The organism is Streptosporangium becharense, from assembly GCF_014204985.1.
GTDB lineage: Bacteria > Actinomycetota > Actinomycetes > Streptosporangiales > Streptosporangiaceae > Streptosporangium > Streptosporangium becharense.
This window is the reverse complement of record NZ_JACHMP010000001.1, coordinates 3,966,372-3,983,320: the sequence shown is the minus strand read 5'-3', so window position 1 is coordinate 3,983,320 and position 16,949 is coordinate 3,966,372. Positions and strand designations below refer to the sequence as shown.

Genomic DNA, 16,949 nt, shown 5'->3' with positions numbered 1-16,949 from the left:
CTCACCGGCCCAACCATAGGCGGGTCGGGGCGGCCTCCGCCATCCACCGATGGCGGGAGTGGTGGATCGGAATGAATATGGCCGCGGTGTACAACGAGACACCCAGGACGATGTTGAAGACGATCAGCGGCCACTGCCACGGCTCGGGCAGATAGAGCGCGAGGAACCAGCTGAAGCGGTCGGTGCCGGCGAGCTTCAGGATCATCGCGATCAGGCCCTGCGGAAAGAGCGGGAGCCAGCCGAGCCCCCAACCGATCGCGACGACGGCCGTCTTCCAGCGGGGCATCACGGTACAGTCCGGAACCTTCCGGTCCAGCGCGCCGGGCAGGTCGATCGTGGCGGTGGTCGGGCCGCCCGGCGGGCTGCTGACCGCGAGCACCCCGTCGAAGGCCGCCAGCCTGCGCTCGATGCCGCGCAGTCCGCTGCCCCGAGAGGGGTCGGCACCGCCGGAACCGTCGTCGGTGACGGTCACACGCAGCGCGCCGTCGTGAGCGCTGATGTCGATCCACACACGCTCCGCCCCACCGTGGCGGGCCGCGTTGGTCAGCAGCTCACTGATCGAGAAGTACGCGGCGGACTCGACGGGCGGCTCGGGGCGCGTCCCGAGATCGACGGTGACCCTGGCCTTCAGCGGGCTGTCCAGCGCGAGAGCGCGCACGGCGTCGCCGAGCCCGCGCTCGGCCAGGACCGGCGGGTGAATCCCCCTGACCAGATCCCTCAGCTCGGTGAGCGCCGCGGAGGACGCCTCCCTGACCTTGCCCAGCAGGGCCTTGGCCGCCGCCGGATCCTTGTCCATCAGCTCCTCGACCGCGCCGAGGGTCATGCCCATCGCGACGAGCCTGGCCTGTGCTCCGTCGTGCAGGTCGCGCTCGATCCGCCGCAGCTCGGCCGCCTGGGAGTCGACCGTCTCCAGGCGCGCCTGGTCGAGCCGCTGGAGCTGTCCGGCCAGGATGGACGTGGCCGTGGGGGACAGCAGCAGCCGGTTCCACCACGCGTACCCGCGGAGCAGCCAGGGCAGTGCGGCGAGCAGCGCGACGGCGACACCGGCCGCGGGGAGCGTGGCCGGTGAGACCGGGTGCCAGGGGGTCGCCAGGAGGCGGGCGAGCACGGCGAACGGCAGCAGGAACACCCCGGCGACCAGCGGATTCAGGAGCATCCAGAGCCCGTCCCGCCAGGTGGCCGGGTCGCCGAACATCCACTTCCAGCGGTTGTTCCAGTCGGGCCAGCGCGGCGTCTTGTAGAGCTGACGCTGGTAGCGGTACCAGCCGTCGGGCTGGGGCCGGGTGGGCGGCGGCGGGGGGAGGTAGGGGGCCCGCACCCGTGTCTCCAGCCACGCACCGTTCAGTTTCCTCGCCAGGCGCGTACGCCACCTGACGACCCGGACGACCGGGGGGAACATGAAGATCATCCCAAGCCCGAACATCGGCACGGCCGCGACCAGGATCAGCACCGCCAGGACGAGGTCCGCCACGGCCAGCGCCCCGAAGGCCAGGGCCCGCCCGATAACCACCGCGTATGTCCTCACGAGCCAAGTCTCGGCCATCGACACCCGCGTGCCCAGTGGTGGCGAACGCCGCCGGAAGGTGAAGGTAGCCCCACCCCCGCCGGGGGCCCAGGGCCATCCGTACCAGGTGCCCAGGCGGCTTCTGCGGCGGCGGCGCGGTTCGTAGCGTCGATGGGCATGAAGGTCATCGAGGTCAGCAACCTCCGTAAGCAGTACCGTGACCGGCTCGCGGTGGACGACGTCTCGTTCTCCGTCGAGGAGGGCGAGATCTTCGGCGTTCTCGGTCCCAACGGTGCGGGCAAGACGACGACCGTCGAATGCGTCGCCGGCCTGCGTGCCCCCGACTCCGGCACCGTCAGCGTGCTCGGCGGTCTCACCGGCACCGCGTTGAAGGAGTGCCTCGGCGTCCAGCTGCAGAGTTCGGCGCTGCCGGAGAAGATCAAGGTCTGGGAGGCGCTCGACCTGTACGCCTCCTTCTACCGGGCGCCCGCGGACCGGACGGCGCTGCTGGAGCGCGTCGGTCTCGCCGACAAGCGCGACGCGCACTACGGCAGGCTCTCCGGCGGCCAACAGCAGCGGCTGTCCATCGCGCTGGCCCTGATCGGCGGCCCTCGGGTGGCGATCCTGGACGAGCTGACCACCGGCCTGGACCCTCAGGCTCGCCGGGACACCTGGGAGCTCATCGAGCGGGTCCGGGAGGACGGGGTGACGATCCTGCTGGTCACCCACTTCATGGAGGAGGCGGAACGGCTCTGTGACCGGCTCGCGCTGATCGACTCCGGCCGGGTGGTCGCCGTGGACAGCCCGGAGGGACTGATCGCCAGGATCGGCAGCCGGCAGACCGTCAGGTTCCGGCCGACCCGGCCGGTCGACGACGCGGTGTTCGGCGACCTCCCCGAGGTCACCGAGGTGCGGCGCAGTGGCGGGCAGCTGGCGGTCACCGGCACCGGTGACCTGCTCCTGGCGGTCACCGTCGCCCTCGCCACCGCCGGTGTCACCCCGGCCGACCTGCGCGTGGAGCGGCCCTCTCTCGACGACGCCTTCCTCGCCCTCACCGGAAAGAAGATCTCCTCTTGACTCCCTCACCCGCGCCGGAGACCGGCGTCCTTCGCCCTGGAGACGTTCGATGAAGAAGATGATCCTGACCGAGGCCAAGCTCTTCCTCCGCGATCCGGCGGGAACGATCTTCGCCGTGCTGCTTCCCCTGGCACTGCTGCTCGGGCTGGGCAGCATCCCCGGCTTCCAGAAGGCCGACCCCGCCCTGGGCGGGGAACGGATCGTCGACACCCAGCTCCCGGGGATGATGGTGATCCTGTCGGTGGTGACGATGGCGTTGACCGTGCTGCCCGGCACCCTGGTGGGCTATCGGGAGAAGGGCGTGCTGCGCCGGATGTCCACCACCCCGGTCAGCCCGGCCCGGCTGCTGGCCGCCCAGGTCGTCAACAACCTCGTGGTGGCGGTCGTGTCCACCGCCCTGCTCGTCGGCCTGGGATTCCTGGTGCTGGGCTCGGTCCCGCCGAGGAGCCCCCTGGCCTTCGCGGGGGTGTTCGTGCTGGGCACCGCCTCGATGTTCGGCCTGGGGCTGCTGGTCGCCGCCGTCACCTCCCGCGCGCAGACCGCGCAGGGCGTCGGCTCGCTGCTGATGTTCCCGCTGCTCTTCATGGCCGGGATGTGGATCCCCCGGGAGATCATGCCCGAGGTGGTGCGGCGGATCGGCGATTTCCTCCCCATGGCGCCCTTCGCCGACGCGCTCCGCGCCACCTGGGCGGGGAACGCGCCCCAGACGCTCCACCTGGTGGTCATGGCGGTGACCGTGCTGGTCACCGGGGTGCTGGCGGCACGGCTGTTCCGGTGGGAGTGACCCGGCCGCCCTCCGCCTCTGCCCGGCCGGTCGTTCCCGAGGCGCCGGAGGTTCCGTTCAGGTCGGTCACCAGTTCCTCCAGCGATCGGATCACCGTGATCCCCTTCGCTGGCGCGATCCCGGAGATCGCCCTGTCGAGCCAGTACGAGTGGAGGCCGGCCTCTCGGGCGCCCAGAGCGTCGATCTCGTACTTGTCGCCGACGTACGCGACCTGGTGCGCGGGCAGACCGAGCGTCGCGCATCCCGCCAGGAAGATGCTCGGATCCGGCTTGGGGGCACCATGCTCGGCGGAACAGACGATCGAGTCGCCGAAATGGTGCAGAAGGCCGATCGTGCGCAGTTTGTTCCGCTGGTGCGCCAGTGACGAGTTGGAGACGACGCCGAGTCGGAATCGCGGAGCGAGCGTCCTGAGCACGGCTCCTGCATCCGGGAAGGCGGACCACGCGGCGATCCGGAACTCGTTGTACCTGGTGAACCAGACAGATGCCTCATGGTCGGAGATGCCGTCGGCCGGAAGGCTCCCGGCCCGCGCCAGGAACCGTCTGGTCCGTACGAGCTGCTGACCGGTGAACGTCAACTCGCCGGCGAGAAACCGCGCGTACTCCTCCTCCATGACCTCCCGCCAGACCGCCACCGCGTCGGCGGGCGACGGGAACAGCTCCAGCAGCCCTTCGACGTCCAGATGTTTCAGCAGACCGATCTGTTCCGAAGTCGAGTAGTCGAAGAGCGTGTCGTCGATGTCGAACAACACCCCACGGATCGTCATACGCCCACCCTGCCAGGAAGAAAGTGAGGCCGCAGCAGCCTGGGACTCCGGTCCGCCTCCTGTCGAACTGTGGCCGCCTCTGCCCGCAGGGACACCCGCCCGCCAGGAGCGGCACAGCCGGAGTTCCCGTCCGGCTGGAATGCTCATCCGGGGGATGCCACCCGGCCGGAATCCTTGTCCGGCAGGAGTGCCCGCCCGGCAGGAGTGGCCACCCGGCAGCAGTGACCCGAACTCAGTGGGTGGCCATGTCGACGAAGCGGCTGTAGTGGCCCTGGAACGCCACGGTCACCGTGGCAGTGGGGCCGTTACGGTGTTTGGCGACGATCAGGTCGGCCTCGCCGGCCCTGGGCGACTCGCGCTCGTAGGCGTCTTCCCGGTGGAGCAGGATGACCATGTCCGCATCCTGCTCAATGCTGCCGGATTCGCGAAGGTCGCTGACCATGGGGCGTTTGTCGGTTCGCTGCTCGGGGCCACGGTTGAGCTGGGAGATCGCGATGACCGGGACCTCCAGCTCCTTGGCGAGGAGCTTGATCGAGCGGGAGATCTCGGAGACCTCGTTCTGACGGCTCTCGGTCTTCTTGGGCGAGGACATCAGCTGCAGGTAGTCGATGATGACGAACCGCAGATCGTTGCGCTGCTTGAGCCGGCGGCACTTGGCCCGGATCTCCATCATCGACATGTTGGGCGAGTCGTCGATGAACAACGGCGCCTCGGCCACTTCGCCCATCCGGCGGGCCAGCTTGGCCCAGTCGTCATCGGTCATCGTGCCCGAGCGCATGGCGTGGAGCGCCACCCTGGCCTCGGCCGAAAGCAGACGCATGGTGATCTCGTTGCGGGACATCTCCAGCGAGAACACCACAGTGGTCATGCCATGCTTTATGGCGGCGGACCTGGCGAAATCCAGCCCCAGAGTGGATTTGCCGATGGCCGGTCGGGCGGCCACGACGATCATCTGGCCGGGGTGCAGGCCGTTGGTGAGGGCGTCGAGATCCTGGAAGCCGGTGGGGACGCCGACCATCTGACCGCTCCGGCCGCCGATGGCCTCCAGCTCGTCGAGCGCGCCCGGCATGATCTCGGACAGCGGCACGTAGTCTTCGGAGGTGCGGCGTTCGGTGACCTTGTAGATCTCGGCCTGGGCACGGTCGACGAGGTCGTCGACCTCCTCGTCCTGCCCGCCGTAGCCGAAGGAGACGATGCGGGTACCGGCCTCGATGAGGCGCCGCAGGATGGCCTGCTCACGGACGATCCGCGCGTAGTAGCCGGCGTTGGCCGCGGTGGGCACGACGGCGGTCAGCGTGTGCAGGTAGGCCCCGCCGCCGACCCGGGCGACCTCGCCCCGTTTCTGGAGCTCGTCGAAGACGGTGACGGCGTCGGCGGGGTCACCACGCCCGTAGAGGTCGGTGATGATGTCGTAGATGATCTGGTGGGCCGGACGGTAGAAGTCGTCGGCACGGATGATCTCGACGACGTCGGCGATGGCGTCCTTGGACAGGAGCATGCCGCCCAGGACGGACTGCTCGGCCTCGATGTTGTTCGGTGGGGTGCGCTCGAAACCCGGCTCGAAGACCGGCGGCTCCGCGATGCTCACTCCCCACCTCCTCTTTCGAACACAGTTACGCTATCCCCATTTGTAGCCGACCGGGCTGACAAGTTTCCCGGCTTCACGGGGCGGGTGGCAACGCGACCTGTCGACAGGGCTGTGGATAAGTTGTGCAGTTCTTCCCCAGGCCTGTGGGAACCCTGGGGACAGTCCTGTGGATAACTCTCGTCCACAGTCGGGGAAAACGCTCTGACCAGCGGAAACTTCATCCACCGCCTGTGGAGAAAAGAAAGTTGGGATGACACGCCGACAAGTGCCCCGCATGGCATGGCCCGACCGGTTCATCCCACCGAAGATCTACCCAAGCGTAATGGGCACAATGGAGAGGTGCCTCTTACCTCTCGCTCAGGCCGTGGCTATGACGGGCAGATCCTGCGGCTGGCGGTCCCGGCCTTCGGCGCCCTGATCGCCGAGCCCCTCTTCCTGCTGACCGACACTGTGGTGGTCAGCCGCCTGCCCGCCCCCGCGCTCGGTGCCCTGGGGGTGGCGAGCACGGTGCTGAGCACCGCGGTGGGGTTGTGCGTGTTCCTGGCGTACGGGACGACGGCGGCGGTGGCCCGGCGGATCGGGGCGGGCGACACCGGGCAGGCGCTCCGGCAGGCGGTGGACGGTCTCTGGCTGGCCGCCGGGGTCGGGCTGGTGATCGTCGTGGTGCTCTGGCCGCTCGCCCCCTCCCTCGCCGGGCTGATCGGCGCCGAGGGGGAGCTCGCCCGGCAGGCGGTGACCTACCTGCGGATCAGTCTGCTCGGCGTCCCGGCCATGCTGCTGGTGCTCGCGGGCACCGGCGTGCTGCGCGGCATGCAGGACACCACGACCCCGCTGGTGGTGTCGGTGGGCGCCTTCACGCTCAACGCGGTGCTCAACGTGACGTTCGTCCTGGGCCTGGGCTGGGGGATCGCGGGCTCGGCCTGGGGGACGGTCCTGGCCCAGTCCGCCGCCGCCGCCGTCTACCTTCTACTGATCTTCATCCGGCACGGCGCGCCGTTCCGGCCCGATCTGGCGGGTGTCCGGGCCGCGGGATCGGCCGGGATCGCCCTGGTCGTCCGGACGGCCTGCCTGCAGTTGGTGCTGGGCGTCGCGACCGCCGTCGCCACCCGGATGGGGGAGAACCAGATCGAGGCGCACACCGTCGCCCTCAGGGTCTGGACCCTCCTGGCGTTCGCCCTGGACGCGATCGCCATCGCCGGGCAGGCCATCACCGGCCGTGCCCTGGGCGCCGGCGATGTGGCTGAGGTTCGCGGGGCCACCCGCCGGATGGTGGTGTGGGGCATCGGCTCGGGTGTGGTGCTCGGCCTTCTGGTGATCGTGGCCAGGCCGTTCACCCCCGCGCTGTTCGACGCGGGCCCGGCCGTGGCGGGGGAGCTGCTCGACGCGTTGTGGGTGGTGGCGGCACTGCAGCCGGTCGCCGGTGTGGTCTTCGTTCTGGACGGGGTGCTGATCGGCGCGGGTGACCAGCGCTACCTGGCCTGGGCGGGGGTGTGGACGACGCTCGCCTACCTGCCCGCCGCGCTCCTCGTGGTCACCGCCGGCGGCGGGTTGGTCGCGCTGTGGCTGGCGCTCGGGGTGTGGATGGCGGCGCGGCTGGTCACGCTGGCCGTACGGGCACGGGGCACGTCCTGGCTCGTTGTCGGCGTATGACCGGCGGTCCACCATGCGACCGGCGGCCCGCCGTGTGACCGGCGGTCCGTCATGACCGATCGCCGGTTTGTGAAGCGCGGCACGTCCCGGCTCGTTGCCGGTGTGCGGTGGGTGGTCCGTCACGGTCGACAGCCGGTGCGGCGGTCGGGACGTCACGGCCGATCGCCGGTGTGTGACGCGCGGCACGTCCCGGCTGGGCGTAGACGTGCGTCGGCGGCACATCGTTGCTGGTCGACGGCGTGTGACGAGCGTCACCCGGTGAGCGGGTGATCCTTGCGTGATCGGGTGGTGTCCACCACGTGACCGGTTACCCCTTGTCGGGTGGAACCTGACTACGGCACTGTGAGGAGTCCGGCAATACGGGTCATTCCTCCACCATGATTGGTCACGTCGTGCCCGAAGGTCTCCCCTCGTCGATCATGCGCCGCATGCCCCCGAGCCAGGCCACCGGCCGGTGGACCGGAGCGCGTCATGGTCTGCCCACCGCCTACGGCCCCGCGGCCCTCATCGTGCTCGGCCTCGGCGTGATGATCGGCGCAGGCATCTTCAGCGTCGCCGGTCGCCAGGCCGCGACCATGGCCGGTCCGGGCGTGATCCTCTCCTTCATGATCGCCGGTATCACCAGTCTGCTCGTGGCCTTCTGCTTCGCAGAGCTGTCGTCCGCCATGCCGGCGTCCGGGAGCGCCTACACCTTCACCTACGTCATCTTCGGCGAAGTCTGGGCCTGGATCGTCGGCTGGGCGTTGGTGATGGAGCTCCTGCTGGCCACGGCGGTGGTGGCGCGCGTCTGGTCGCTGTACGCCGCCCAGATGCTCGGCGACCTCGGTGTGCGCCTCCCTGAGGCGATCGCGGGGGTCGTCGGCCAAGGCACCGGCTTCGATCTCTTCACGCTCCTCATCCTGCTGCTCCTGACCGGGGTGGTCGCGCTCGGCGCCAGGGTCGGCCTGCGTGCCCTGTGGATCATCGTGGTGGCCAAACTGGTGGCCGTCGGCGCGGTCATCGTGGTCGGGGCCCTCCACTTCGACCGGCGCAACCTCGCCGCCATCCCGGTGCCCGCCGCACCCGCCAAGGAGGCGGCGGACACCCTGCACTCCCCGCTGCTGGGCATCCTGTTCGGTCAGACCGGGGCCTTCGGCTGGTTCGGCATCTTCGCCGCCTCAGCGGCCATCACGTTCGCGTACATCGGCTTCGACGTCGTCGCCACCGCCGCCGAGGAGGCGGAGGACGCCCCGCGCTCGATCCCGAAGGGCATCATCCGCGGCCTGGTGATCACCACGGTCATCTACATCGCGGTCGGCGTGGTGATGGTCGGCATGACCCCGTACGACAGAATCGACACCGACGCACCGCTCGCCAACGCCTTCCGGGAAGCCGGAGAGGGTTTCATGGTGCACGTCATCAACATCGGGGCGGTGCTCGGCCTCACCACGGTCATCCTGGTGCTGCTGGTGGGCCTGACCCGGGTGATGTTCTCCATGGCCCGCGACGGGTTGATCCCGCGGCCGCTCGCCAAGATCAATCGCAGCTACCACAGCCCGACGAGGGTGACCCTGCTGATCGGTGTCCTGGCGATCGTGCTGGCCGAGTTCGTCCCGGTGCTGACGCTCGAACCGCTGGTGGTGATCGGCACCCTGTTCGTATTCGTCGCGGTGGCCTACGGGGTGATCAGGATGCGCCGGACGATGCCCGACCTGCCGAGAGGCTTCCGCGTCCCGCTCTCCCCGGGCGTGCCGATCGCCTCGATCGTCGCCTCCCTGTGGCTCATGGTGAACCTGCAGCTGGTGACGTGGCTGTACTTCATCGTCTGGATGGCCGTGGGCGTGCTGGTCTACCTGGTGTACGGCAGGCGCAACAGCGTGCTCGCCGGCATGCTCCAGTCGCTGCCCGAGCCCGTCCCGCCCTTCGTCCGGCGTCCCGGCGGGTCCGTGTCCGGCCTCACGCCGGGGTACGGTCCGGAACACGGTGCCGGTCCCGGGCCGGGTGCGGGTCCCCGGTACGGGTCCGGCCGCAGGCCCGTCGATCCCGGTGACACCGGGGGGCCGAGCCCGCGCGGCCGGCACCGCCGCTGAGGCCCGCCGCCTCCGGCGCCACCGCTGATGTCCCCCGCCCCGCGGTGCCGGGGAAGGGGGACTTGTCACAGGCGCCGGGCGTCGATCACACTCTGCAGGAACTCCCTGGTACGCGGCTCGCGGGGATCGGTGAAGATCTGCTCGGGGGTGCCGCGCTCCAGCAGCACACCGCCGTCGAGGAAGCAGACCGTGTCCGCGATCTCCCGGCAGAAGCCCATCTCGTGGGTGGTCAGGATCATGGTCATCCCGCCCTCCTTGAGCTCCCTGATGATCCCTAGCACCTCTTTGACCAGCGCCGGGTCGAGCGCCGAGGTGACCTCGTCCAGCAACATCAGCCGGGGCCGGGTGGCCAGCGCCCGGATGATGGCCGCGCGCTGCTGCTGGCCACCGGAGAGCTGGTCGGGATAGGCCGTCGCCTTGTCCGCCAGGCCGAACCTGGCCAGCAGGTCGCGTGCCTGCCGCTCGGCCTCCCCGCGACCGACCCCGTGCGCCTTGCGCGGGGCCAGCGTGATGTTGTCGAGCACGGTCATGTGCGGGAAGAGATTGAACGACTGGAACACGATGCCCATGCGCTTGCGGACGGTGTCGGGGTCCGTACGGACGTCGGTGATCTCCTCGCCGTCCAGGTGGATCGTGCCGTCGTCGACGGTCTCCAGCAGGTTCACACAGCGCAACAGCGTGGACTTGCCCGAACCCGACGCACCGATCAGGCAGACCACCTCGTGCGGTTCGACCACCAGGTCGATCCCGCGCAGCACGCTGTGACCGCGGTAGTTCTTCCACAGCCCGTCGATGGTGAGCAGGCTCACTGGCCTCGCCGCCTCTGCGATCGGGCCGCCAGGTAGTCGGTGAAGCGGGCCATGGGGATGGTGAGCAGGATGAACAGCAGCGCCGCCACCAGGTAGGGGGTGTAGTTGAAGGTGCTCGCGACATGGATCTGCGCCTGCCGCAGCGCCTCCAGCGGGCCGATCGTGGCGACGAGCGCGGTGTCCTTCTGCAGCGAGACGAAGTCGTTGAGCAGCGGCGGCACCACCCGGCGCACGGCCTGGGGCATCACCACGTAACGCATCGTCTGGCCGTGGCTCAGGCCGAGGGAGCGGGCCGCGGCCCGCTGGCTGGGGTGAACCGAGTCGATACCCGCCCGGAAGACCTCCGCCACGTACGCGCCGTAGGAGAGCGTGAGGGCGATGACGCCCAGCGTCGTCAGGTCCGTCGGGGTGCCCTGCAGGCCGAGCGCGGGCAGGCCGAAGCCGACCAGGTAGATGACCAGGATCGTCGGCACACCGCGGAAGACGTCGGTGTAGGCCACCGCCAGCGCGCGCAGCGGGAAGAACACCGGCGCGGTGAGGGTGCGGGTCAGTGCGACGAGCAGTCCGACGACCAGGATCAGCGGTTCGGCGATCAGGAAGATCTTGATGTTGAGCAGGAACCCGTCCAGCACGTCCGGCAGCGCACCGGTGAACTGTTCGAAGTCGAAGAACGTCTCCCGGACGCGGGGCCAGCCCGGCGAGTTGGTGAACACCCAGGCGAGCAGGACGATCACCAGGATCGTCGAGGCCGTCGCGATCGACCCCGAGCGGATCGCCGACCTTCTGCGGAGCCGCTCACGCTCGGTCTGACGTTCGCTCTTCACCCACTCCGAGGCGGCCTGCGGGCGATCGTCGCTCCCCGGTGGCCGCGACGGCGGCGAGATCACTTCAGCTCCGGCGCGCCCGCCGCCGAGCCCAGCCACTTGGACTCGATCTTCGCCAGCTCACCCGAGGCGGTCAGCTCGTCGAGTGCCTTGTTGACACAGCCCACCAGCGGGCTGCCCTTCTCGAAGACCGCGCCGAAGACCTCCGGCTCGCCGGAGGCGGTGCCGAACTGGCCGACGATCTTGGCGTTCTCGATCTGGGCGGCGGTCACGTAGAAGGCGGTGGGCAGGTCGACCACGATCGCGTCGACCTGCTTGTTCTTCAGCGCGTTGACCGCGTCGATCTGCTCGTTGTAGACGTTGGGTCCGGCGGGGGGCTTGATGACGTCCTTGACCGCCTGCAACGAGGTGGTGCCCACCTGCACACCGATCTTGGCGTCCTTCAGGCCCGCCAGGTCGGTCGCGGAGGCGATGTTGGACCCCTCCAGCGCCACCACGGCCTGCTTGACCGTGTAGTAGCCCTTGCTGAAGTCGACGACCTTGGCCCGATCCGGGGTGACCGAGACCTGGTTGAGGTCGAAGTCGAACTGCTTGGCGCCGGGGGCGAACGCGGAGTCGAACTTCACCGTGGCCCAGGTGACGTCGCCGGGGGCGAAGCCGAGCCGACCGGCGACGGCGTAGACCACCGCGCTCTCGAAGCCCTCACCGTTGGCCGGGTTGTCGTCCTTGAACCACGGTTCGTAGGCGGGCTTGTCGGTGCCGACGGTCAGCTTGCCCGGCGTCTTCAGCGTGAGGCTGTCCTTGGCGCAGGTGTCGGCGGAGCCCGAGGCTCCCGGGGCCGCGGGGCTCGCCTGGGTCGTCGTCTCCGAGGCGGGAGCGCAGGCCACCGCGGCGGCCGTGAGGGCACCGAGGGCGAGCAGCGTCGAAGAACGAACCATGAAGACCTCCAGGGCGAAACGGTGATCGCCGAATCTGAACAGGCGACGAGGCGAATTGTACGTATTGGAGGTCACTGAACGTCACGGCGACCACCATATGGATGATCTTCCGGGGAAAAGGCAAGGGCCCCGCTCCGGATGGAGAGGGACCCTTGTCGCATGGGCCTGGCTCAGGCCGCGACGACCTCGATGTCGAGGGACGCGGACACCTCCGGGTGCAGCTTGACGCTGACCCGGTGGGAGCCGACGCTCTTGATCGCGGAGGCGATCTCGATGCGGCGGCGGTCGAGAACCGGACCGCCGGCGGCCTGGACGGCCTCGGCGACGTCACCCGTGGTGATGGAACCGAAGAGGCGGCCGGACTCGCCGGCCTTGGTCTTCAGGACCACCTTCAGAACCCGCAGCTGAGCGGCGACTTCCTTGGCGGTGCCGAGGTCGCGGATCTCGCGGGCGTCGCGGGCCTTCTTGATCGAGGCGATCTGCTTCTCGCCGCCGCGCGTCCACAGGATCGCGAAGCCGCGGGGAAGCAGGTAGTTACGGCCGTAGCCGCTCTTGACCTCGACGATGTCGCCGGGGGCGCCGAGGCCGGTGACCTCACTGGTGAGAATGAGCTTCATTTGCCTGACCTCCTTAGCGCGCGGTGCTCATGTAGGGCAGGAGCGCCATCTCACGAGCGTTCTTGATAGCGGTCGCCACGTCACGCTGGTGCTGGGTGCAGTTGCCCGTCACCCGGCGGGCACGGATCTTGCCGCGGTCGGAGATGAACTTCCGAAGCAGCGCCGTGTCCTTGTAGTCGACGTAGGAGATCTTGTCATGGCAGAACAGGCAAACCTTCTTCTTCGGCTTGCGCAGTGCCGGCTTGGCCATCGTGGTGCTCCTTTCAGAGCCCCGCCGTCAGGCGGGAATGGTCGCTGCGGATATGGACTGGATGTGGAAGACGTGGTCGCGGCCGTCTTCGGCGAACCCCTTAGAAGGGGGGCTCGTCGCTGAAGTCGCCACCGCCGAAACCGCCGCCCTGGTTGCCGCCGCCGTAGCCGCCGCCACCCTGGTTACCGCCGTAACCGCCGCCCTGAGGCGGGGCGGGAGCGGCGGAGGCCCACGGGTCGTTGGCGGGGCCGCCGAAGCCGCCGCCGCCACCGCCCTGGCGGGAGGTCTTGTTGACCTTGGCGGTCGCGTTCCTCAGGGAGGGGCCGACCTCGTCGACCTCAACCTCGTAGACGGTGCGCTTCTCGCCTTCCTTGGTCTCGTAGGACCGCTGGCGAAGACGTCCCTGAACGATGACCCGCATGCCGCGCTGGAGGCTCTCGGCGACGTTCTCCGCCGCCTGCCGCCAGACGTTGCAGGTCAGGAACAGGCCTTCGCCGTCTTTCCACTCGTTGGTCGTCTTGTCGAGGAACCTCGGAGTGGACGCGATGCGGAACCGGGCCACCGCTTGCCCCGTCGGGGTGAAGCGCAGCTCGGGATCGTCGACGAGGTTGCCGACGATGGTGATCGTGGTGTCGCCTGCTGCCATGGCTAGCGTTGCCCTTCCTGCGGCCTTCGCTGGTTATCGGCTCAGAGTACGGCTGACGCCCGACAAATTCGGGGAGTTAGTGCACGTCCGGACGCAGGACCTTGGTGCGCAGGATGCCCTCGTTGAGGTTCATCTGCCGGTCGAGCTCCTTGACCGTGGCGGGCTCCGCACTCAGGTCGATGACCGCGTAGATGCCCTCGGGCTTCTTGGCGATGTCGTAGGCGAGCCGGCGACGACCCCACACGTCGACCTTCTCCACGGTGCCGCCGTCGTTGCGGACGACCGTGAGGAACTGGTCGAGGGAAGGAGCCACCGTACGCTCATCGAGCGAAGGGTCGAGAATGACCATCACTTCGTAACGGCGCATGCTGGTTTCCAACCTCCTCTGGACTGTTGCGGTCACGACACCGTGCCGTGACAGGAGGACGCTGACGTTCTTCACCATGGGCGCCCATTTCGGCGCTCGTGGTGGGGTGGGCGATGACACACCCATTCGACGCAGCCGTGACAGCTTACCAGTCCGCCGAGGGTTGAGCCGCCGGACCGGCGGGAACCCCACCACAAAGGACGTGGAAAGAGGGGGCGGTGAAGATGCCGCACGCGCTGGGACCCGCTCGACGCCGGCCGTTCCGGTTCACGCTGAACGACGACGGGCAGCCCCACCCCGTCGAGAACATCATGAGCGTCGCGACGCTCGCCTGCGGGCTGATCGCCTTCGTCACCGGTCTCATCCCGGACGCGCACGTGATCGCGTCGTGGGCGGGGGCGGTGGGCTTCGCCGGGGGGTTCCTGTCGCAGTACGTCTCCGCGACGACACCGGAACGCTCGCTGAACATCGTCGGCATGGTGGGCTCGTTCGTCGGTGTGGCCCTCGGCATCTACCACGGAGGCTTCCTCCCGTAGGCCGGGGCCGGGGGCCGGGGGCCCGAGCACCGGGGACCACACCGCGTGGGGAGGCGGGAAGGCGGGGAAAGGCCGCGAAGACGGTCAGCCGCCCAGGTGGAGATCCACGCCCAGCAGGACGAGGACCCACAGGACGACCGCCAGGAGCGCCTCGGCGACGTCCCTGAGCAGCCCGGGGGTGATGTAGTCGTAGACCCAGGCGACATACAGGCCGACCAGGAGGTAGACGAGGCCGAAGACGCCGATGCCTCTGCGGTGGTAAGCCACTTCGACTCCTTGGGGGGTTCGGCCCGCCGCGGGGCGGGCGTCGGGGAGCGCACCTCGCGACTGCCCCCGGGCCGGTCCTCGAAACGGCCCGGGGCCACTGCGGCCGGGCCGGTCCTCGAAACGGCCCGGACGGGGCCCGGAGGGCTACCCTCGGAGGCATGCCGCTTATCGGAGCCCATGTCGACCAGGACGACCCGCTGGCCCACGCCAGGGCGCTCGGCGCCGAGGTCGTGCAGTTCTTCCTCGGTGACCCGCAGGGCTGGAAGGGCCCGGTCATCGGGGAGAAGACCCGGGAGATCAAAGACTCGGGGGTGGAGGTGTACGTCCACGCCCCATACGTGATCAACGTGGCGACCGGCAACAACCGGATCCGCATCCCCAGTCGCAAACTGCTGAGCGCGCACCTGGCGGCGGCGGCCGAGCTGGGGGCCAGGGGGCTGATCGTGCACGGCGGGCACGTCGGCGCCGGAGACGACCCGCAGCTCGGCTTCGACAACTGGCGCAAGGTGTTCGAGCGCCTCGACCTCGGCGGGCACGGCGTCCCGGTGCTGATCGAGAACACCGCGGGCGGCGGCAACGCCATGGCCCGCAAGCTCGAGCGCATCGCCCGGCTCTGGGACGCGCTCGACGGCTTCGACGTGGGCTTCTGCCTCGACACGTGCCACGCCCACGCGGGCGGGGAGGACCTGGCCGACGTGGTCGAGCGGGTCATGGCCGTCACCGGCAGGATCGACCTGGTCCACTGCAACGATTCGCGGGACGCCTTCGACTCCGGCGCCGACCGGCACGCGAGCCTCGGCGCGGGCCGGATCGACCCCGAACTGATCGTCGGCGTGTGCCGGAGCGCGGGCGCGCCGATCGTGCTCGAGACGCCGCCCGCCGGCCAGGCCGACGACATCGCCTTCCTCCGCAAGGCTCTCTAGGGCCGGCAGGGGGCCAGGGGTCCACCTCGGCCCCCGTGTTCCACAGCCTGTGGATAACTTCCTGGGATTACTTTCCGCCAGGAGTGGGTAAGGGCCCCGGCTCATCCCACCCAGGCGCCGTCGACGAAGGTCAGCGTGTTGAGGGCCATCAACGGGGCGGCCAGCAGGGCGTAGACCACGATGACGTACCGACGTCCCGGTCGGGGCCCGGTCGACGCCTTGGCGATCAGCAGGAAGAGCGGCCACCACAGCAGCGCCGAACGCGGGACCGACAGATAGTAGGCCGAGCAGAGCAGCGCGCCGACCTGGAGACCCACGTAGAGGAACTCGCTCCACCTGCGCAGATAGAGCAGCACGAGCACGAGTACGACGCCGACGACCGCACCGGCGATCTCCATCCGGAACGCCCAGGCGTTCCGGTCGTCGCCCATGGCCGCGTTCCACGTCGTGATGAGCGACTCCCACGGCCACACCAGGTGCCGGCCCCACCCCGCCTCCTGGGCGTGCTTCCACGCCAGCCAGTCACCGGTGCGGGAGTATTGGTAGGCGGAGTAGAGCACCAGCGGCACGAACGGCGGCAGCAGCCACACCGCATGCCGGACGGGCGACCGCCGGGTGAAGAACTCCACGATCAGCGCCAGCGCCAGGAACAGGCCGGTGATCCTCACGCAGGAGGCGCCCGCCGCGAGGACCGCGGCGAGCGGCCAGCGTCCCTGACGCGCCGCGAGCCAGGCCGGGATGGCGAAGGCCAGGAACAGCGACTCGCTGTAGCCCGCGAACAGGAACACCGACATCGGCCAGAGCAGCAGCGCCAGCACCGCGCGCCATCCGGCCCCCGGCGGGCCCTCGAACTCCGCCAGCCTGGCCAGCGCCACCATGGCGACGGCCCCGGCCACCATGGAGATCAGCAACCCGGCGAGAGTCCAGTCGCCCAGCAGGAGGTGCACCGCGCGGAGCATCAGCGGCATCCCGGGGAAGAAGGCGGGCAGTCCCTTGTCGGGCTCGGCGCGGGCGGGGTCGCCGTCGTAGCCGTGCTCGGCGATGACGGCCAGGAGGTTGGCGTCCCAGTGTCTCCAGCGCTGCAGGAACGGCGGCGCAACGGCGTTTCCCTCCATCATGGCCTGGGCGCCGACGACGGCCAGGATGATGATCCCGAGCCGGGAGCTCATCCAGAGCAGCAGCGCGTCCAGGACCGTGTCGGCGACCGGCTCGGCCGGGGTGGGCTCGGATCCCTCCCGGCCCGCACCGGCCGGGCCGTCGTCTCCGGCGTCCGGCGCGTCCCGGTCGCCGGCAGGGTGAGGGGGCCCGCTGAACGAACGCACTCTGCCTCCGGT

At 69.6% G+C, this 16,949-nt stretch carries 18 protein-coding genes; 6 read left to right on the top strand and 12 right to left on the bottom strand.

Features of this window, described 5'->3' with window-relative positions; genetic code table 11:
* Position 1: 1 nt before the first annotated feature.
* Positions 2–1,510: a sensor histidine kinase gene (locus tag F4562_RS17520; RefSeq protein WP_311734073.1), complete on the bottom strand. Its 1,509-nt coding sequence runs from the start codon at positions 1,508–1,510 to the stop codon at positions 2–4.
* Positions 1,511–1,681: 171 nt separating this feature from the next.
* On the opposite strand from F4562_RS17520, the gene F4562_RS17515 reads away from it, so the two are divergent.
* Both F4562_RS17515 and F4562_RS17510 read left to right on the top strand, forming a co-directional pair.
* On the top strand, positions 1,682–2,581 hold the full coding sequence (locus F4562_RS17515) for an ABC transporter ATP-binding protein (protein WP_184543371.1): 900 nt from the start codon (positions 1,682–1,684) through the stop codon (positions 2,579–2,581).
* Positions 2,582–2,630: 49 nt separating this feature from the next.
* Positions 2,631–3,365 carry an ABC transporter permease gene (locus F4562_RS17510; RefSeq protein WP_184543373.1) on the top strand — a complete coding sequence of 245 codons (735 nt, stop codon included), beginning with the start codon at positions 2,631–2,633 and terminating at the stop codon, positions 3,363–3,365.
* Here F4562_RS17510 and F4562_RS17505 read toward each other — a convergent pair.
* Positions 3,325–4,131, bottom strand: a complete 807-nt coding sequence (locus tag F4562_RS17505; RefSeq protein ID WP_184543375.1) for an HAD family hydrolase — start codon at positions 4,129–4,131, stop codon at positions 3,325–3,327. The genes F4562_RS17510 and F4562_RS17505 overlap by 41 nt on opposite strands.
* 232 nt (positions 4,132–4,363) lie before the next feature.
* Positions 4,364–5,719, bottom strand: a complete 1,356-nt coding sequence (gene dnaB, locus F4562_RS17500; RefSeq protein ID WP_184543377.1) for a replicative DNA helicase — start codon at positions 5,717–5,719, stop codon at positions 4,364–4,366.
* 339 nt (positions 5,720–6,058) lie between these two features.
* Between dnaB and F4562_RS17495 the strand changes: the two genes are divergently transcribed.
* Both F4562_RS17495 and F4562_RS17490 read left to right on the top strand, forming a co-directional pair.
* The gene (locus F4562_RS17495) at positions 6,059–7,369 is read left to right on the top strand and encodes an MATE family efflux transporter (RefSeq protein ID WP_311734074.1); all 1,311 of its coding nucleotides are present in this window, start codon (positions 6,059–6,061) and stop codon (positions 7,367–7,369) included.
* A 428-nt stretch (positions 7,370–7,797) separates the two neighbouring features.
* The gene (locus F4562_RS17490) at positions 7,798–9,438 is read left to right on the top strand and encodes an APC family permease (RefSeq protein ID WP_246473461.1); all 1,641 of its coding nucleotides are present in this window, start codon (positions 7,798–7,800) and stop codon (positions 9,436–9,438) included.
* Between the two features lie 65 nt (positions 9,439–9,503).
* Here the strand turns inward: F4562_RS17490 and F4562_RS17485 are convergent, their stop codons facing one another.
* The 7 genes from F4562_RS17485 to rpsF all read right to left on the bottom strand — a co-directional run bounded on the left by F4562_RS17485 (position 9,504) and on the right by rpsF (position 13,889).
* Positions 9,504–10,247: an amino acid ABC transporter ATP-binding protein gene (locus F4562_RS17485; protein ID WP_184543380.1), complete on the bottom strand. Its 744-nt coding sequence runs from the start codon at positions 10,245–10,247 to the stop codon at positions 9,504–9,506.
* Positions 10,244–11,071, bottom strand: a complete 828-nt coding sequence (locus tag F4562_RS17480; RefSeq protein ID WP_311734075.1) for an amino acid ABC transporter permease — start codon at positions 11,069–11,071, stop codon at positions 10,244–10,246. Before F4562_RS17480 ends, F4562_RS17485 begins: the two co-directional genes overlap by 4 nt.
* Before the next feature lie 59 nt (positions 11,072–11,130).
* Positions 11,131–12,009 carry an ABC transporter substrate-binding protein gene (locus tag F4562_RS17475; protein ID WP_184543382.1) on the bottom strand — a complete coding sequence of 293 codons (879 nt, stop codon included), beginning with the start codon at positions 12,007–12,009 and terminating at the stop codon, positions 11,131–11,133.
* 170 nt (positions 12,010–12,179) lie between these two features.
* A complete protein-coding gene (gene rplI / locus F4562_RS17470; protein WP_184543384.1) occupies positions 12,180–12,626 on the bottom strand; it encodes a 50S ribosomal protein L9 in 447 nt (148 codons plus the stop codon).
* A gap of 13 nt (positions 12,627–12,639) precedes the next feature.
* Positions 12,640–12,876 (bottom strand): 30S ribosomal protein S18, encoded by a 237-nt coding sequence (gene rpsR / locus F4562_RS17465; protein ID WP_012895699.1) that lies wholly within the window; start codon positions 12,874–12,876, stop codon positions 12,640–12,642.
* A gap of 100 nt (positions 12,877–12,976) precedes the next feature.
* Positions 12,977–13,522 (bottom strand): single-stranded DNA-binding protein, encoded by a 546-nt coding sequence (locus tag F4562_RS17460; protein ID WP_184543385.1) that lies wholly within the window; start codon positions 13,520–13,522, stop codon positions 12,977–12,979.
* 76 nt (positions 13,523–13,598) lie between these two features.
* The gene (gene rpsF / locus F4562_RS17455) at positions 13,599–13,889 is read right to left on the bottom strand and encodes a 30S ribosomal protein S6 (RefSeq protein WP_184543387.1); all 291 of its coding nucleotides are present in this window, start codon (positions 13,887–13,889) and stop codon (positions 13,599–13,601) included.
* Between the two features lie 224 nt (positions 13,890–14,113).
* Here rpsF and F4562_RS17450 point away from each other — a divergent pair, with 224 nt between their 5' ends.
* Entirely contained in the window at positions 14,114–14,425 is a 312-nt protein-coding gene (locus F4562_RS17450) for a hypothetical protein (protein ID WP_184543557.1), read from the top strand.
* An 84-nt stretch (positions 14,426–14,509) separates the two neighbouring features.
* On the opposite strand, the gene F4562_RS17445 is transcribed toward F4562_RS17450, so the two are convergent.
* Entirely contained in the window at positions 14,510–14,692 is a 183-nt protein-coding gene (locus F4562_RS17445) for a hypothetical protein (protein ID WP_184543389.1), read from the bottom strand.
* Positions 14,693–14,850: 158 nt separating this feature from the next.
* Here F4562_RS17445 and F4562_RS17440 point away from each other — a divergent pair, with 158 nt between their 5' ends.
* Complete coding sequence (locus tag F4562_RS17440; RefSeq protein ID WP_184543390.1) at positions 14,851–15,615, top strand: deoxyribonuclease IV; 765 nt, start codon at positions 14,851–14,853, stop codon at positions 15,613–15,615.
* A 101-nt stretch (positions 15,616–15,716) separates the two neighbouring features.
* Here F4562_RS17440 and F4562_RS17435 read toward each other — a convergent pair whose 3' ends face one another.
* Positions 15,717–16,937: a mannosyltransferase family protein gene (locus F4562_RS17435; protein ID WP_311734076.1), complete on the bottom strand. Its 1,221-nt coding sequence runs from the start codon at positions 16,935–16,937 to the stop codon at positions 15,717–15,719.
* Between the last annotated feature and the right edge of the window lie 12 nt (positions 16,938–16,949).

What these genes read in the sequence shown, in the direction of transcription:
- F4562_RS17440 (WP_184543390.1), top strand. Translation starts at nt 14,851, where the DNA reads ATGCCGCTTATCGGAGCCCATGTCGACCAGGACGACCCGCTGGCCCAC.
- F4562_RS17515 (WP_184543371.1), top strand. Translation starts at nt 1,682, where the DNA reads ATGAAGGTCATCGAGGTCAGCAACCTCCGTAAGCAGTACCGTGACCGG.
- F4562_RS17460 (WP_184543385.1), bottom strand. Translation starts at nt 13,522, where the DNA reads ATGGCAGCAGGCGACACCACGATCACCATCGTCGGCAACCTCGTCGAC.
- rpsF (WP_184543387.1), bottom strand. Translation starts at nt 13,889, where the DNA reads ATGCGCCGTTACGAAGTGATGGTCATTCTCGACCCTTCGCTCGATGAG.
- F4562_RS17510 (WP_184543373.1), top strand. Translation starts at nt 2,631, where the DNA reads ATGAAGAAGATGATCCTGACCGAGGCCAAGCTCTTCCTCCGCGATCCG.
- rpsR (WP_012895699.1), bottom strand. Translation starts at nt 12,876, where the DNA reads ATGGCCAAGCCGGCACTGCGCAAGCCGAAGAAGAAGGTTTGCCTGTTC.
- F4562_RS17475 (WP_184543382.1), bottom strand. Translation starts at nt 12,009, where the DNA reads ATGGTTCGTTCTTCGACGCTGCTCGCCCTCGGTGCCCTCACGGCCGCC.
- F4562_RS17490 (WP_246473461.1), top strand. Translation starts at nt 7,798, where the DNA reads ATGCCCCCGAGCCAGGCCACCGGCCGGTGGACCGGAGCGCGTCATGGT.
- F4562_RS17505 (WP_184543375.1), bottom strand. Translation starts at nt 4,131, where the DNA reads ATGACGATCCGTGGGGTGTTGTTCGACATCGACGACACGCTCTTCGAC.
- rplI (WP_184543384.1), bottom strand. Translation starts at nt 12,626, where the DNA reads ATGAAGCTCATTCTCACCAGTGAGGTCACCGGCCTCGGCGCCCCCGGC.
- F4562_RS17450 (WP_184543557.1), top strand. Translation starts at nt 14,114, where the DNA reads ATGCCGCACGCGCTGGGACCCGCTCGACGCCGGCCGTTCCGGTTCACG.